Source organism: Xylanibacter ruminicola Ga6B6 (assembly GCF_000687715.1).
In the GTDB taxonomy this organism is placed as follows: Bacteria; Bacteroidota; Bacteroidia; order Bacteroidales; family Bacteroidaceae; genus Prevotella; species Prevotella ruminicola_B.
In genome coordinates, this window is the sequence record NZ_JHXD01000008.1 from 102,100 (window position 1) to 118,173 (window position 16,074).

Consider the following 16,074-nt stretch of genomic DNA (forward strand, 5'->3'; position numbering starts at 1 on the left):
TTAATGAAACGTTACATGTTTAACACTCTATTGCTCGCGCTCACCGCAGTCTTTACTGGCTGCGGTGGGGGTAGCGATGACCCACAGCCCGCTGCTCCAACGATCACCGTATCGCAGGAGAGCATCAATGCACCTGCCGAAGGAGGCAGCTACACAATTAACGTTACCACCACTGGAAAAGAGTGGGGTGTTTATGCCGATGGCGACTTCGTGAAGGCCACGGCTCAGTATGCAAACAATGCGGTGGCTGTGACCATCGACGAGAACCCTAATACCACGGAGCGTACAGGTAACGTCATCATTATGTCGGGTACTGCCCGTAAGAACATCACAGTGACTCAGGCCGCTGCTGCAAAGCCTGCCTACAACGCCCCCGATGGCTACACACTGGTTTGGCAAGACGAGTTCGAAGGCACCAGCAATCAGCTGAATGCCGACGACTGGACCCACGAGGTGAAAAACTCTGGCTGGGTGAACCACGAACTGCAGAACTATGTGAACCAAAAAACGCCAGAGGGCCAGTTGGTGACCGAGGTTAAGAACGGCACCCTGCGCATCACCGCACGCAAAGAGAACGGCAAGATCTACTCTGGTCGTGTGTATGCCAAGGTAAAAGAGGGCTGGACCTACGGCTATATCGAGGCCAGCATCAAACTGCCAAAGGGCAAGGGCACATGGCCTGCCTTCTGGATGATGCCAGTGAACTTCAAGTCGTGGCCTGCTGATGGCGAGATTGATATCATGGAAGAGGTGGGCTATCACCCCAACTACGTATCATCAAGTCTGCATGCCAATGCACACGTACACTCTAACAACACCCAGGTGACCCACGAGATGAAATGCGATGGTGCCGAAGGCGAATTCCACACCTACGCTATCCTGTGGACAGCCAAGAACATCACCACCTATGTGGATGGTAAGGTTCAGCTGAGCTACGACAACCGTGGACTGGGTCGCGACGACTGGCCCTACGATGATCCGTTCTACGTGATCCTCAACCTGGCTTGGGGTGGCGATTGGGGTGGCGCTCAAGGCGTTGACGAGAGTGCATTGCCAGCCACCATGGAAGTAGATTACGTGCGTGTATTCCAGAAGAAATAATGAACTTGAAAATAATACTCTCAACTTTGTTGTTTATTGCTGCGGCCAGTCCTGCGCTGGCCCAGCAATATCAACAGTTAACCGATGTACCAACGGTGTATATCGAGACGGAGAACGGTCAGAACATCACCAGTAAGGAAGAGTACATCATGTGTACCTTTACGATGGTGGATGGCGACAACACGCTCCGACTCGAGAACACACAGATAAGAGGACGAGGCAACTCATCGTGGTGGAACTCTGACAAGAAACCCTACCGAGTTAAGTTCGACACAAAGCAAACACTGTTAGGTGAGGACTTTGCGAAAGCCAAAAGTTGGACCTTGCTGGCCAATCACGGCGACAAGACCATGATTCGCAATGCCCTGACTTATCAACTCGGACGTTTCATCGGCATGAAGTTCTGCCCCGCTGCCAAGTTCATCGATCTTTATCTTAATGGCATATACCGCGGAACCTACCAGATTAGCGACCAGGTGCAGGTGCACAAAAAGCGCGTTGAGGTAGATGAGGACAACGGTTGGCTGCTGGAGGTGGCCAACGAGAACTCGCGCGAGGAGCCCTACATCACATCCACCCGCTACGGCATCATGTACAACATCAAGAATCCTGATGACGAGCTGCTCACCATGGATAAGCGCATCGCCATCGGACAGTGGCTGGAGGCATTCGAGAAAGCAGTGGCCAGCGATGACTACCGCGACCCCGAGAAAGGTTATCGCGCCTATATCGATGAGACCGATTTTATTAACTGGTACGTAGGCGCTGAGCTCACGGGCAACATCGATGCACTTTACAGCATCTACATGTACAAGGAGGCCGACGAACAGAAGATGCACTTCGGACCGCTGTGGGACCTTGACCTGGGCTACGACAATAGCTCGGAAAAGAGTCTGCTGCGACAGATGGAGGCCTACTTAGGCTTGTGGAACCGCCCGTTCGAGAAGATACTGCAGCGCCTGTGGCAGGACCCTTGGTTTGCACAGGCATGCAACGACCGCCTGAACGCACTGGTAGAAGCCGGACTGCAGCAGCACCTGATAGCATCTATCGACAGTTTGCGTGGTGCCATCTGGCAACCCCAGGCACAGAACTTCAAGGTGTGGCCCATCAACCAGCAGGTGTACAGCTGGGAGAAGCACAGCTATCACAACACCTACGATGGCTACATCAACGACCTGAAGGCGTTTATCAACACCCACATACCCTACCTGCAGGAGGCCTTTGCACAGAAGCTGGCCACCAGCGGTATCGGCGCCACCAAAACAAGCAACGAGCGCCCCGACGGCGCCATCTACGACTTGCAAGGCCGCCGTATCAACAAGATTAACAACAAAGGAATATATATCCAGAACAGACAAAAAATAGCAAAACAATGAAGAAAGCATTCGTTTATCTCTTTGCGCTCTTGCTGATGGCCTGCAACGTGGGCAAGCAGAACAATGCCAATGGGTTCGTCACCATCAACGGCCACGACCTCATCAAGCCCAACGGTGAGAAACTCCTGATTCAGGGCACCAACCTGGGCAACTGGTTGAACCCCGAGGGTTACATGTTTGGTTTCGGACGTACCAACTCGGCGTGGATGATCGACCTGATGATGAAGGAGGCCGTGGGTCCCGACGCCACTGCCGAGTTCTGGCAGCAGTTCAAGGATAACTACGTGACACGTAAGGATATCGACTTCATTGCCAATCAGGGTGCCAACACCATTCGTCTACCTTTCAACTACAAGCTGTTCTGCGACGAGGATTACATGGGACAGACAGGCAAGAAGGATGGCTACGCACGCATCGACTCGGTCATCACCTGGTGCAAGGCCAACAACCTGTATCTGATTCTGGATATGCACGACTGTCCAGGCGGACAGACGGGCGATAACATCGACGACGGACACGGTTATCCCTGGTTGTTCGAAAGTGAGAAGTGCCAACAGCAGTTCTGCAATATCTGGCGCGAGATAGCCTATCGCTATCGCAGCGAGACCACCATTCTGGGCTACGAACTGATGAACGAGCCCATCGCTCACTATTTTGCCAACAAGGACTCGCTCTACCAATTGTTGCAGCCGGTATATAAAAAGGCGGTAGAGGGCATCCGACAGGTAGATAAAAACCACATCATCCTGCTGGGCGGTGCCCACTGGAACAGCTTTTTCTGGATGCTGAACGACAGCACCTACGACGATAAGCTGATGTACACCTGCCACCGTTACGGCGGTCCTGCCACCAAAGAGGCCATCACCCACTACATCAATTTCCGCGACTCCATCAACCGTCCGATGTATATGGGCGAGTTCGGTCACAACACCATGGAGTGGCAGCGCGACTTTGTGAAGGTGCTGAAGGAGAACAACATCGGTTACACCTTCTGGCCTTATAAAAAGGTAGATGAGTCGTGCATGATGGGCATCAAGCGCCCCGAGGGTTGGGATAGCATCGTGGTGAAATATGCCGAGACATCACGCAACACCTATCAAGAATGGCGCGAGGCACGCCCCAATCAGGCTCAGTTCCGCCAGCTGCTCAAGCAGTTTGCCGAGAACTGTCGCATCGAGAACTGCAAACCACAGGCGGAGTATATCCAAAGCATGGGGATGGTGAAATTGAAAAAACAAAAAGGTGAGAAGGTGAGAAAATGAACAATAAAACTAATTATAGAATGAAGAAATTTATCATGTCAGCACTACTGATTGGCGCTACTGCAGCGGCACAGGCTCAAAGCACACCTGTGTATCTCGACGAAAGTAAACCCATCGAGCAGCGCATCGACGACGCACTCAGTCGAATGACACTCGAGGAGAAGATTGCCGTGATTCACGCGCAGTCAAAGTTTTCAAGCCCTGGTGTAAAACGTCTGGGATTCCCCGACCTGTGGACCGACGACGGTCCTCACGGTGTGCGTCCCGATGTACTGTGGGACGAGTGGGAACAGGCCGGTCAGACCAACGACTCGTGCGTGGCCTTCCCTGCCCTCACCTGCCTGGCTGCAACTTGGAACCCACAGCTGGCCCGATTGTACGGCGAGAGTCTGGGCGAGGAGGCACTGTATCGCAACAAGAACGTGATGCTGGGCCCTGGCGTGAACATCTATCGCACCCCACTGGGTGGTCGTAATTTCGAGTATATGGGCGAAGACCCCTGGCTGGCCTCGCGTATGGTAGTGCCTTACGTGCAGGGCTTGCAGTCGAAGGGTGTGGCTGCGTGTGTCAAGCACTATGCCCTGAACAACGATGAGGAGTACCGCCATCAGGTAAACGTGATTGTGAGCGACCGTGCGCTGCACGAGATCTATCTGCCTGCCTTCAAGGCTGCTGTGCAGGAGGGTGGCGCCTGGAGCATTATGGGTGCCTACAACCTGTACCAGAACCAGCACAACTGTCACAACGCCACCATGCTGAACAAGATTCTGAAGAAGGACTGGGGCTTTGATGGTGTGGTGATTAGCGACTGGGGCGGCTGCCACGATACCGAGGAGGCTATCAAGAACGGCCTGGATCTGGAGTTTGGTTCGTGGACTGACGGCTTGACGATGGGTGCCACCAACGCTTACGATAACTACTACATGGCCCTGCCTTACAAGAAACTGATTAAGGAGGGCAAATATACCACCAAGGAGCTCGACGAGAAGGTTCGCCGCGTGCTGCGCCTGTTCTATCGCACCACGATGAACCGCCACAAGCCCTACGGATTCCTGTGCTCCGAGAGTCACTATGCCGCTGCGCTTAAGATTGCACAGGAGGGTATTGTGCTGCTGAAAAATGATAAAATTAAAGAATTAAAAAATGAACCCCTTTTGCCGCTCAACCTGCAGAAGATGAAGCGCATCCTCGTTGTAGGCGAGAATGCCATCAAGATGATGACCGTGGGCGGTGGTTCTTCGTCGCTCAAGGCCCAGAAGGAGATTCTGCCGCTGGATGGCATCAAGGCCCGCTTTGCTGATGCCGAGGTGGATTACGCCCGTGGCTACGTGGGCGATACCGTTCAGAGCTACAACGGCGTAACCGTAGGTCGCTCGCTGTACGAAACGCGCAGCCAGACCGAGTTGACTGCCGAGGCTGTTGAGAAGGCCAAGCAGGCCGATGCTGTGATTTTTATTGGCGGACTGAACAAGAGCGACCATCAGGATTGCGAGGGTCACGACCGCAAGAGTTACGACCTGCCTTACGCCCAGAACGAGGTGATCGAGGCCATCCTGAAGGTAAACCCACGCTTGGTATATGTAAACATCTCGGGTAACGGTGCTGCCCTACCCTGGATTAACAAGGTACCCGCTGTAGTGCAGGCCTGGTTTATCGGTTCCGAGGCTGGCGAGGCCATCGCCTCGGTACTGGCTGGCGACGTAAACCCATCGGGCAAGCTGCCATTCACCTGGTACGCATCGCTCGGTCAGTGCGGCGCTCATGCCACAGGCAGCTACCCCGGCAACTGGCGCGAGGATTATAAGATTATCGACGAGGAGTACAAAGAGGGCATCTACGTGGGTTACCGTTATACCGACCGCAAGGGATTGAAGCCCCTCTTCGCATTCGGTCACGGCTTGAGCTACACCACCTTCAAGGTTGGTAAGGCTACCGCCGATACCCAGGAGCTTACAGCCGAGGGAAAAATTTCCCTCGTCATACCCGTAACCAATACCGGCAAGGTGGCTGGTAGCGAAACGGTGCAGCTGTACATTGCCGCCAAGCAGAGCAAGGTTGATCGCCCTGTCAAGGAGCTCAAGGCCTTCCAGAAGGTGTATCTGCAGCCAGGCGAAACCCGCAACGTAACACTTACCATCGGTGCCGATGCCGTAAGCTATTACGACGAGACTGCCAACGGCTGGTGCGCCGAGCCAGGCACTTACGAGGCCCTGATTGGTACAGCCTCCGACAAGCTCCCAACCAAGTACACATTCAAACTGAAATAGATTCATGCGTTATTTTTAAATATTTAGGTACACATATAGTTGATATTAGTTAGTAATTAGTAGTTCCAAAATGATTGTTTTACCAGGATTAACACAAAAAGGAGCCGGCAGCAATGCTGGCTCCTTTGCTAATTAACTAACACAAAATTATCAAATAAAAGAGGGATCCAATACTCTCACAGTATCAAATCCCCCACGCAAACTTCAATAAATCGCAATTTGCGATTTTCAAACAACCAAAAAAAGAATTGTTTGATTTATCGATTATCGGATGAACAGCAGTTCTCTGTACTTAGGCAGTGGCCACAGAGCATCGTCGACAATCAGTTCGAGCTTATCGATCTGATAACGGATCTCATCGAGTTTGGGCTCTACCTTATCATGATAAGCGATAGCCTTCTCATGCTCGTCCTCGATCTTGTTGGCCAGCTTGCGAGCGTTAACCAACTCCTCAACACCCTTCTCGATGGCAGATGTGCGCTCGGCAATCTCCTCGATAATCTTCAGGTTACGGGCATTCAGTTTCTCGGCCTTGTCAACGGGGAATACAGCCACCATATTCTCTACATTCTTCAGCAGCTGGCTCTGATAGCTGGTAGCCACAGGAATGATGTGGTTCATGCTCAGGTCGCCCAGTACGCGAGCCTCAATCTGAATCTTCTTGGTGTAGGTCTCCCACTTCACCTCGTTACGTGCCTCAAGCTCCTTCTTGGTCATTACACCCAGGCTCTCGAACATCTTAACGCTGGCGTCGTCGAGGTAACGCTCAAAGATCTTTGGACAGCTCTTCTCAACGTCCAGACCGCGCTTCTCGGCCTCGATCACCCACTCGTCTGAGTAGCCGTTGCCGTCGAAACGGATAGGCTTACAGGTCTTGATATCCTCGCGGAGCACGTCGATGATAGCGTGGAACTTAGCGCTGTGCTCAGTACCGGCCAGCTTCTTCTCGAACTCAGGAATGCGAGCATCAACACGCTTCTTAAAGTCAACCAGAGCCTCGGCTACGGCACTGTTCAGGGCAATCATGGCGCTGGCGCAGTTAGCCTCACTACCTACGGCACGGAACTCAAAGCGGTTACCGGTAAAGGCGAATGGTGATGTACGGTTACGGTCGGTGTTATCGATGAGCAGCTCAGGAATCTCGGGGATATCCATCTTCATACCCTGCTTGCCAGCCATAGCGAGGAAGTCCTTATCGGCACTCTCGATGTGGTCGAGCAGCTCAGAAACCTGCTTACCGAGGAACGAAGATACGATAGCTGGGGGAGCCTCGTTAGCGCCCAGACGGTGAGCGTTGGTAGCACTCATGATGCTGGCCTTGAGCAGGCCGTTGTGCTTGTAAACACCCATCAGGGTCTCAACAATAAAGGTAGCAAAGCGCAGGTTGGCCTCGGGAGTCTTGCCAGGAGCGTGCAGCAGAACGCCGTTGTCGGTGCTCAAGCTCCAGTTGTTGTGCTTACCCGAACCGTTGATGCCAGCGAATGGTTTTTCGTGCAGCAGCACGCGGAAACCGTGCTTACGGGCAACACGCTTCATAACCGACATCAGCAGCATATTGTGGTCAACAGCCAGGTTAGTTTCTTCAAAGATTGGTGCCAGCTCAAACTGGTTAGGTGCTACCTCGTTATGACGGGTCTTGCAAGGAACGCCGAGTTCCAGAGCCTGAATCTCAAGGTCGCGCATAAAGGCAGCCACACGCTCGGGGATTGAACCGAAGTAGTGGTCGTCCATCTGCTGGTTCTTAGCAGAGTCGTGTCCCATCAGGGTACGACCGGTAAGCAGCAGGTCGGGGCGCGCAGCATACAGTCCCTCATCTACCAGGAAGTACTCCTGTTCCCATCCGAGGTTTGAGGTTACTTTCTTAACAGCGGGATCAAAGTAATGGCAAACATCAGTAGCAGCCACGTTGACTGCATGAAGAGCGCGCAGCAGAGGAGCCTTATAGTCAAGGGCCTCACCGCTATAACTGATAAATACTGTGGGGATACAAAGCGTATCGTCTATAATAAATACTGGAGATGTGGGATCCCATGCAGAATAACCACGTGCCTCGAATGTAGAACGGATGCCACCAGAGGGGAATGAAGAAGCATCAGGCTCCTGCTGAACGAGCAGCTTTCCGCTGAACTCTTCAACCATACCGCCCTTACCATCGTGCTCGATAAACGAGTCGTGCTTCTCGGCAGTACCTTCGGTCAGGGGCTGGAACCAGTGAGTATAGTGAGTTACGCCATTCTCGGTAGCCCACTGCTTGATACCAGCAGCTACAGCGTCGGCAACAGTACGATCCAAACGTGCGCCATTATCAATTACGTCGACCATTTTCTCGTACACGTCCTTTGGCAGGTACTTGTACATTTTCTCACGATTAAAGACCTTCTTGCCAAAATATTCGCAAGGTCTCTCACTTGGTGCTTTTACGTCGAGTGGCTTCTTCTTAAAAGCCTCGCCGACAACCTGAAATCTTAATGCTTCCATAATTACTGTTTATGTTGTTATACAATTTGCTTACACTTTGCTATGATTTCGATGCAAAGGTACTACAAATTGAAAGTAAATTACCTATTTTATCGACACTTTTTATCTTGTTTTTACTCCAAAATTACAAATTGTAAGTTCTGTGTATGTATTTTCTTACAGATTGTAATCAAAATGCAGGGTTTAGCTAATACCTTTATAAAGCTATTTCGCCATCACACACAAACTCGGCGGGACCAGTCATGTACACGTGATTGTCCTGCTCGCTCCACTCAATGGTAAGCGTACCGCCATCCATCGCAATCTGCGATGTGCGACCGGCCTTACCTGTAAGTACGGCGGCCACAGCGGTGGCGCAGGCGCCAGTACCGCAAGCCTGGGTGATACCACTGCCACGCTCCCACACACGGGTGCGGATGCTGCCGTCAGCCTCAACACGGGCAAACTCGATGTTGCAACGCTGGGGGAATGCGGGATGATATTCGAGTGCGGGGCCTGCTTCGCCTACCTGATTCACATCTTCGGTAAATATCACATAGTGGGGATTACCCATCGATACGAATGTGCCATGACCAGGGGTACGTGATGTCAGGAACTGCGACTCGTTTTCGAGCACAGGCTCGCCCATATCCACGGTTACGCTCTCTACAATACCACCGGTTACGTGCAGACTGAGCACCTTTACACCCGAGAGGGTAAGCAGGCGAATCTCGGTCTGGTCGGTCATACCGCGCTCGTAAAGGTACTTACCAATACAGCGACTGGCATTACCGCACATCATGGCCTCGCTACCGTCGGCATTAAAAATGCGCATGGTAAAATCAGCCTCGGGCACGGTCGACTTGCCGATGAGCACCAGTCCGTCGGAACCGACGCCCTTGTGGCGGTGGCTCCACTTGATGGAGGCCGCCTCAGGGTCGGGGATATTGTACTGCGTGGTGTCAACGTAGATGTAGTCGTTACCACAGCCGTGCATCTTGGTGAAATGTATCTTGCTCATGCTAATTATTACATTTTTCCATTTAGGAATGCGTTCACCTTCTGGGCTGTCTGGCGGCCGCTGGCCATAGCGCGCACTACAAGAGAGGCGCCATTGGCCGCATCGCCACAAACAAACACATTATTACCATAAGCGGGATGCTCTGGCTTCAAGAATCCCATGGCCAACAATACCAGTTCAGCTTTTATAATCTCGGGCTTGCCCTTCTCAACCATGATGGGGCGACCGCCTTCGGGATTTGGTTTCCAATCTATCTCCTGTACCTTTACGCCAGTCAGCTTACCGTCCTTACCCAGAAACTCCAGGGTGTTGATGTTCCAACGGCGGGTGCATCCCTCCTCATGACTCGAGGTCGTCTTGAGGGTGCGAGGCCACTCTGGCCAGGGGTTCTGTGGGTCTTCGGGACCTTCAACGGGCTTAGGCATAATCTCAATCTGGGTAACGCTCTTACAACCCTGACGATGGGCTGTACCAATGCAGTCGCTACCTGTATCACCACCACCTATTACCAGCACGTCCTTGCCTTTGGCTGTTACGCGCTCGTCCTTACTGAACTCCATGCCTGCCAGCACGCGGTTCTGCTGCGACAGCATGTCGAGAGCAAAGTGTACGCCCTTGAGTTCGCGGCCAGGGGCCTTCAGATCTCTAGCAGTAGGGGTGCCGGTAGATATTACTACAGCATCAAATGGCTTATCTAGCCCGGCTAGAGCCTCTAGCCCAGCCAGATTTTCCAAGTTAACGGCTGCGCCGTACTTGAACTCGATGCCTTCGGCCTCGAGCAGGGCAATACGACGGTCGATAACGGCCTTGTTCAGTTTAAAGTTAGGGATACCGTAGCGCAGCAATCCGCCTGCAGCTTCGTTTTTCTCAAACACGGTAACGGTATATCCCATGTGGTTCAGGTCGTTGGCGGCAGCCAGTCCGGCAGGACCGGCACCAATCACAGCCACCTTCTTGCCGTTGCGAGCGATATCGGTCTTAGGCACGATAAAGCCCTCCTGGTACGCCATCTCGGTGATGGCGCACTCATCCTCGCGGTTGGTGGTTGGCTCGTGGTTAAAGCGGTTCAGCACACAAGCCTTCTCGCACAGCGCAGGACAGATACGACCTGTGAACTCGGGGAAGGGGTTGGTGGTATTCAGCAACTGGTAGGCCAACTCAAAGTCGCCTTTGTACAGGGCGTCGTTCCACTCGGGTGCCTTGTTACCCAGCGGACAGGCCCAGTGGCAGAAGGGCACGCCGCAATCCATACAGCGGCTGGCCTGCAGTTTGCGTTCGCGAGTGCTGAGCGTCTGCTCTACCTCGCCAAAATCGTGGATTCTATCGTGAATCGGACGGTAACCCGCCTCCTGGCGGTGTATCTCTAAAAATGCTTTTGGATTTCCCATTTTTTCATTAAAGATTAAACATTAAACATTAATGATTAATAGTCGCGCTGGATGTCGGCAATCTTCTCGTGCAGGCGCGCCATCTTCTCTTCTTCGAGCACGCGTTTGTACTCGATAGGTACAACCTGGATAAAGTCCTCGATGTAGCGGTGCCAGTCGTCGAGCATACGTCCTGCCAGGGCCGAGCCCGTGTGCAGATAATGCTCGCGAATCAGCTCAAGCAGTTCCTTGCGGCTTACGCTGTCCTCAACCAGCGAGAGTTCAACCATATCCATGTTGCAGAAGTAGTCGAATGTGTGATCGGGGTCGTAAACATAGGCCACACCACCACTCATACCGGCGGCAAAGTTTCGGCCTGTCTTACCCAGCACTACCACACGTCCGCCAGTCATGTACTCGCAGCAGTGGTCGCCAGCACCTTCAATCACAGCGATGGCACCCGAGTTACGCACTCCGAAGCGCTCGCCTACCTTACCATTTATATAGAGTTCGCCCGATGTAGCACCGTAAAGTCCGGTGTTACCTGCGATAATATTTTCTTCAGCCTTGAAGTCGTCGCTCCTGCGGGCAGGAGGCAGAATAGAGATACGACCGCCTGAAAGACCCTTACCGAAGTAGTCGTTGGTCTCACCCTCGAGGCGCAAATCCAGTCCCTTCACGGCAAAGGCACCGAAACTCTGACCAGCCGAGCCCTTGAACTTAATCTTGATAGTTCCGTCGGGCAGTCCTTCCTCGCCGTACTTCTTGGCAATCACACCACTCAGCATGGTACCCACGGCGCGGTCGGTATTCTTGATGGCATAGTCGAGTGTTACCTCTTCCTGGTTCTCGATGGCCTTCTGTGCAGCCTTAATCATCTCCTCGTCCTTCACGCCGGTAACCTTGGTGTAAGCACCGCGATCCCAGTACAGAGCCTTGTCGGTTGCAGGCTTGTGCAGCAAGCGTGCAAAGTCGATGGTCTTCTGCTTGTCGGTAGCGTTCTCGGTGTTCACCTCGATTAACTCGGTGTGTCCGATAATCTCTTTCAGACTCTTCACGCCGATTTCGCTCAGGTATTCGCGAACCTGCTCGGCCAGGAAGGTAAAGAAGTTAACCACGTACTCGGCTCTACCCTCAAAGTGCTTGCGCAGCTCGGGGTTCTGGGTAGCCACACCCATGGGGCAGGTATTGGTGTTACACTTACGCATCATTACGCAGCCCAGTACAATCAGGGGCAGTGTTCCGAACGAGAACTCGTCGGCACCAAGCATCGCCATGATAATCACGTCCTTGGCAGTCTTCAGCTGTCCGTCGGTCTGCAGGCGCACCTGGTTACGCAGGCCGTTCATCACCAGTGTCTGCTGGGTCTCGGCCAGTCCGATCTCAGGACTGATACCTGCAAATCGCATACTTGATGCAGGGCTGGCACCAGTACCACCCTCGGCACCCGAAATCACAATCAGGTCGGCCTTGGCCTTAGCCACACCAGCGGCAATGGTACCTACACCGCTCTCGGCCACCAGCTTTACGCTTACGGCAGCTGTGGGGTTGATATTCTTCAGGTCGAAGATAAGCTGTGCCAGGTCCTCGATACTGTAGATATCGTGATGAGGTGGAGGCGAGATGAGCGAGATACCGGGGATGGCGTTACGCGTCTTGGCGATAATCTCGTTAACCTTAAAGCCAGGCAGCTGTCCGCCCTCACCAGGTTTTGCTCCTTGTGCCACCTTAATCTGTATCTCCTCGGCATTCACCAGGTACTCGGCGGTTACACCGAAACGTCCACTGGCAATCTGCTTGGTCTTCGAGCTCAGGCTTACACCGTCAACCTCCGAGTGGTAGCGGGCGTTGTCCTCACCACCCTCACCGGTGTTACTGCGGGCGCCCAGCTTGTTCATGGCCAGTGCCAGTGCCTCGTGGGCCTCGATGCTCAGGGCACCGAAACTCATGGCACCTGTAACAAAATGCTTCACAATGCTCTCAACGCTTTCAACCTCGTCGATTGGGGTTGGCTTTGCAGCCTTCTTGAATCCGAAGAAGTCGCGGATAAAGATGGGGCTCTCTTTCTCGTCAACCAGCTTCGACCACTGCTTGAACTTTTCGTAGTTACCCTGACGGGTAGCCAACTGCAGCTTGGCAATCGTCTCGGGGTTCCAGGCATGCTTGATACCATCCTTGCGCCAAGCAAACTGGCCCTGGTTCTGCAGCAGTGTCTGCTCCTTGGCAGTCTCGTGAAGCGCAATAGCATCGCGGGCAATCTCCTTCAGGCCCACACCACCAATGGTGCTCACCTCGGTACCGAAGTAGCGGCGCAGCAGATCCTCGCTCAGTCCGATGCTCTCAAAGATCTTGGCACCGCGGTAGCTGCGGATGGTGCTGATACCCATCTTACTCATAATCTTCTTCAGACCCTTGTCCACGGCCTTGATGTAGTTCTTCTCGGCAGTGGCGTACTCCTCCTGAATCTTGTGATGCTTCACCAGATCGTCGAGCACGGCAAACGTCATGTATGGGCACAGGGCGCTGGCTCCGTAACCCAGCAGCAGGGCTGCATGCATTACCTCGCGAATCTCACCGCTCTCAACAATCAGGGCTGTCTGCACACGCTTACCTACGCTAATCAGGTAGTGGTGAACAGCACTAACGGCCAGCAGCGATGGGATGGCGGCATGGGTATCGTCCAGGTCGCGGTCGCTCAGGATAATGTAGTTAACACCCTCGTCTACACTGGCTTCGGCCTGGTGGCACAGATCGTCCAGAGCCTGGCGCAAGCCTTCCTCACCCTTTGCCATCTCGAAAACGATAGGCAGCTTCTTGGTGTTGAAGCCCTTGTAGCGGATGTTACAAAGTATATCAAGTTGTGTGTTGGTTAAAACTGGCTGCGGCAAACGTACCATCTTACAGTTCGATGCATCGGGGGTAAGAATGTTGGTACCCACGGCACCTATGTATTCGGTAAGACTCATTACAAGTTCCTCGCGGATAGGGTCGATGGCAGGGTTGGTAACCTGTGCGAACTGCTGGCGGAAGTAGTTGAACAGCACCTGTGGACGGTCGGAGATAACGGCCAGCGGGGTGTCGTTACCCATGGCAGCTACAGGCTCCTGTCCGGCTGTGGCCATAGGGATAATGGTCTTGTCGATATCCTCCTGACCGAATCCGAAGGTAACCAGCTTCTGCTGCAAGTCGCTCACGCCGTTGTCCACCTTACGTCCGCTCTTCAGTTTCTCAAGCTGCACGCGGTTCTCGGCCAGCCACTCGCGGTAAGGATGGGCCTTGGCCAGCTTCTCCTTAATCTCGCCATCGTAGTAAATCTTGCCTTCCTGTGTGTCAATCAGCAGAATCTTTCCTGGCTGCAGACGTCCCTTCGAAACCACGTCGCCGGGCTCAAAGTCCATCACGCCAACCTCAGAGGCTAGCACCATCATACCTTGCTTGGTGATGGTGTAGCGGCTGGGGCGCAGGCCGTTGCGGTCCAACATACCGCCTGCGTAGCGACCATCGCTAAACAGCAGTGCTGCAGGACCGTCCCACGGCTCCATCAGGATAGAGTGATATTCGTAGAAGGCTTTCAAATCTTCTGAAATAGGGTTCTTATCGTTAAAGCTCTCGGGCACCAGGATGGCCATGGCCTGTGGCAACGAGAGTCCGCTCATCATCAGGAACTCGAAAACGTTGTCCAAGCTGGCCGAGTCGCTCATGCCGTCCTGCACAATCGGGCGCAGGTCCTTGATGTCGCCCAGCGCCTCACTGCTCAGCACACTCTCTCTTGCCTTCATCCAGCCACGGTTACCACGAATGGTGTTAATCTCACCGTTGTGGGCCAGCAGACGGAAAGGCTGTGCCAGCTTCCATTTTGGGAATGTATTAGTTGAGAAACGCGAGTGAACCAAGGCCAGACCGCTCGTAAAGTAATCGTTCGAAAGATCAGGGAAGTAGCGACGCAGCTGTCCGCTGGTAAGCATTCCCTTGTAGATAATATTCTTGCTCGACAGCGAACAGAGATAAAAATCCTCATCGTCGATGCGGTTCTCTATGCGCTTACGAACTTTATATAATATACGCTCAAACACGGGCACCTTATCCTCGGATACACCCGTAACAAAAATCTGCTTAATATCGGGTTCCACCTCGCGGGCAGCCACACCCAGCACCTCGGGGTTGGTGGGCACCGTGCGCAGATGCATCAGCTGCAGACCTTCGCGCTCAATCTCCTCAATCATCACGCTCAGTATCTGCTGCTGGGACTTCTCAGCCTTTGGCAGAAAAACCAGACCTGTGCCGTACTTACCCTTTTCGGGCACGGGGATACCCTGTAACAAAATAAACTCGTGGGGTATCTGTACCATGATACCCGCACCATCACCGGTCTTGTCGCGTGTCTCGGCGCCACGGTGTTCCATGTTCTCAAGCACCTTCAGTGCATTGTCAACCAGATCATGACTTTTTCCGCCGTGTATGTTAACCACCATACCCACGCCGCAAGCATCATGCTCATAGTCACTCTGGTAGAGTCCTTTTTTGGTTTGAGTTTGCTTTCTTTTTGTCATATTATCCTTTGTTAATCTTACATTTTGTCCGATTTCGCCTGCAAAGGTATGACGTTTTGCAATCAAACAAGCCGAAACGCTGACGTTTTTATCTACATTTTTACCAAAAATAACAATCTGTAAGCAAATCGCATTGAAATGCTTACAGATTGAAACTAATTTTTCTTTTTCTTATTAACATTTAACGGTGTACTGCGCGGAAAGGCTACGCTATAAGCGCTATCGATGGGGGCAAATCGCACGCTACGCGCTACAGTGCTACAGTTAGAAATCATGCCATCCAACACTCAACGCAAGTCCCTATATTAATATATAATATATATAAATATAGAAGTATTTTTTTGTGTGCGATGGGGCGAAAAACAACTGTAGCGCTGTAGCGCGTAGCAACAGGATGATGTCTTTTCCTGATTTTGGTTGACAGTTTATTGCTTTTTTCCTGATATAGTTGACAGTCGCTTTACTGAATAAGTTGACTCTTTACTGGAATCGTTGACACCTTTACTGAAAAGGTTGTCTTTTTCCTGAAAGAGTTGACAACTATGAAAAACACTGCGGTGGTTTGCCATGCGGCTGGAGGCGCAAAGCCTCCAAAGAGTGTCCTTCGACATTCCGCTTGCAAAGTTAGGGATTATTCTGCAAACTCTGTTCATTCTTGCGATAAATTTTA

The 16,074-nt window shown here is 52.6% G+C and carries 9 protein-coding genes; 4 read left to right on the forward strand and 5 right to left on the reverse strand.

The genetic code is table 11. From position 1 onward, the window contains the following. The first annotated feature begins 3 nt into the window (after window positions 1-3). From T500_RS0106940 to T500_RS0106955, 4 genes are read left to right on the forward strand one after another with little or no spacing between them, the layout of a single operon-like run. The gene (locus T500_RS0106940; RefSeq protein WP_028907509.1) at window positions 4-1,101 is read left to right on the forward strand and encodes a family 16 glycosylhydrolase; all 1,098 of its coding nucleotides are present in this window, start codon (window positions 4-6) and stop codon (window positions 1,099-1,101) included. Beyond that, on the forward strand, window positions 1,101-2,480 hold the full coding sequence (locus T500_RS0106945; protein WP_028907510.1) for a CotH kinase family protein: 1,380 nt from the start codon (window positions 1,101-1,103) through the stop codon (window positions 2,478-2,480). Before T500_RS0106940 ends, T500_RS0106945 begins: the two co-directional genes overlap by 1 nt. Continuing rightward, entirely contained in the window at window positions 2,477-3,742 is a 1,266-nt protein-coding gene (locus T500_RS15400) for a glycoside hydrolase family 5 protein (protein ID WP_051611936.1), read from the forward strand. Before T500_RS0106945 ends, T500_RS15400 begins: the two co-directional genes overlap by 4 nt. A gap of 20 nt (window positions 3,743-3,762) precedes the next feature. After that, the gene (locus T500_RS0106955) at window positions 3,763-6,009 is read left to right on the forward strand and encodes a glycoside hydrolase family 3 C-terminal domain-containing protein (RefSeq protein WP_028907511.1); all 2,247 of its coding nucleotides are present in this window, start codon (window positions 3,763-3,765) and stop codon (window positions 6,007-6,009) included. Window positions 6,010-6,273: 264 nt separating this feature from the next. Here the strand turns inward: T500_RS0106955 and T500_RS0106960 are convergent, their stop codons facing one another. The 5 genes from T500_RS0106960 to T500_RS17300 all read right to left on the reverse strand — a co-directional run. Further along, on the reverse strand, window positions 6,274-8,487 hold the full coding sequence (locus T500_RS0106960) for a glutamine synthetase III (protein ID WP_028907512.1): 2,214 nt from the start codon (window positions 8,485-8,487) through the stop codon (window positions 6,274-6,276). Between the two features lie 196 nt (window positions 8,488-8,683). Beyond that, the gene (gene dapF / locus T500_RS0106965; RefSeq protein WP_028907513.1) at window positions 8,684-9,487 is read right to left on the reverse strand and encodes a diaminopimelate epimerase; all 804 of its coding nucleotides are present in this window, start codon (window positions 9,485-9,487) and stop codon (window positions 8,684-8,686) included. A gap of 8 nt (window positions 9,488-9,495) precedes the next feature. Beyond that, window positions 9,496-10,875, reverse strand: a complete 1,380-nt coding sequence (locus tag T500_RS0106970; RefSeq protein ID WP_028907514.1) for a glutamate synthase subunit beta — start codon at window positions 10,873-10,875, stop codon at window positions 9,496-9,498. 35 nt (window positions 10,876-10,910) lie between these two features. Further along, window positions 10,911-15,404, reverse strand: coding sequence for a glutamate synthase large subunit (gene gltB, locus T500_RS0106975; protein WP_028907515.1), 4,494 nt, complete (start codon window positions 15,402-15,404; stop codon window positions 10,911-10,913). 425 nt (window positions 15,405-15,829) lie between these two features. Next, window positions 15,830-16,074: hypothetical protein (locus tag T500_RS17300; RefSeq protein WP_230580867.1), on the reverse strand; the 245-nt coding region annotated here is incomplete at its 5' end.

What these genes read in the sequence shown, in the direction of transcription:
- T500_RS0106940 (WP_028907509.1), top strand. Translation starts at nt 4, where the DNA reads ATGAAACGTTACATGTTTAACACTCTATTGCTCGCGCTCACCGCAGTC.
- T500_RS0106945 (WP_028907510.1), top strand. Translation starts at nt 1,101, where the DNA reads ATGAACTTGAAAATAATACTCTCAACTTTGTTGTTTATTGCTGCGGCC.
- T500_RS15400 (WP_051611936.1), top strand. Translation starts at nt 2,477, where the DNA reads ATGAAGAAAGCATTCGTTTATCTCTTTGCGCTCTTGCTGATGGCCTGC.
- T500_RS0106955 (WP_028907511.1), top strand. Translation starts at nt 3,763, where the DNA reads ATGAAGAAATTTATCATGTCAGCACTACTGATTGGCGCTACTGCAGCG.
- T500_RS0106960 (WP_028907512.1), bottom strand. Translation starts at nt 8,487, where the DNA reads ATGGAAGCATTAAGATTTCAGGTTGTCGGCGAGGCTTTTAAGAAGAAG.
- dapF (WP_028907513.1), bottom strand. Translation starts at nt 9,487, where the DNA reads ATGAGCAAGATACATTTCACCAAGATGCACGGCTGTGGTAACGACTAC.
- T500_RS0106970 (WP_028907514.1), bottom strand. Translation starts at nt 10,875, where the DNA reads ATGGGAAATCCAAAAGCATTTTTAGAGATACACCGCCAGGAGGCGGGT.
- gltB (WP_028907515.1), bottom strand. Translation starts at nt 15,404, where the DNA reads ATGACAAAAAGAAAGCAAACTCAAACCAAAAAAGGACTCTACCAGAGT.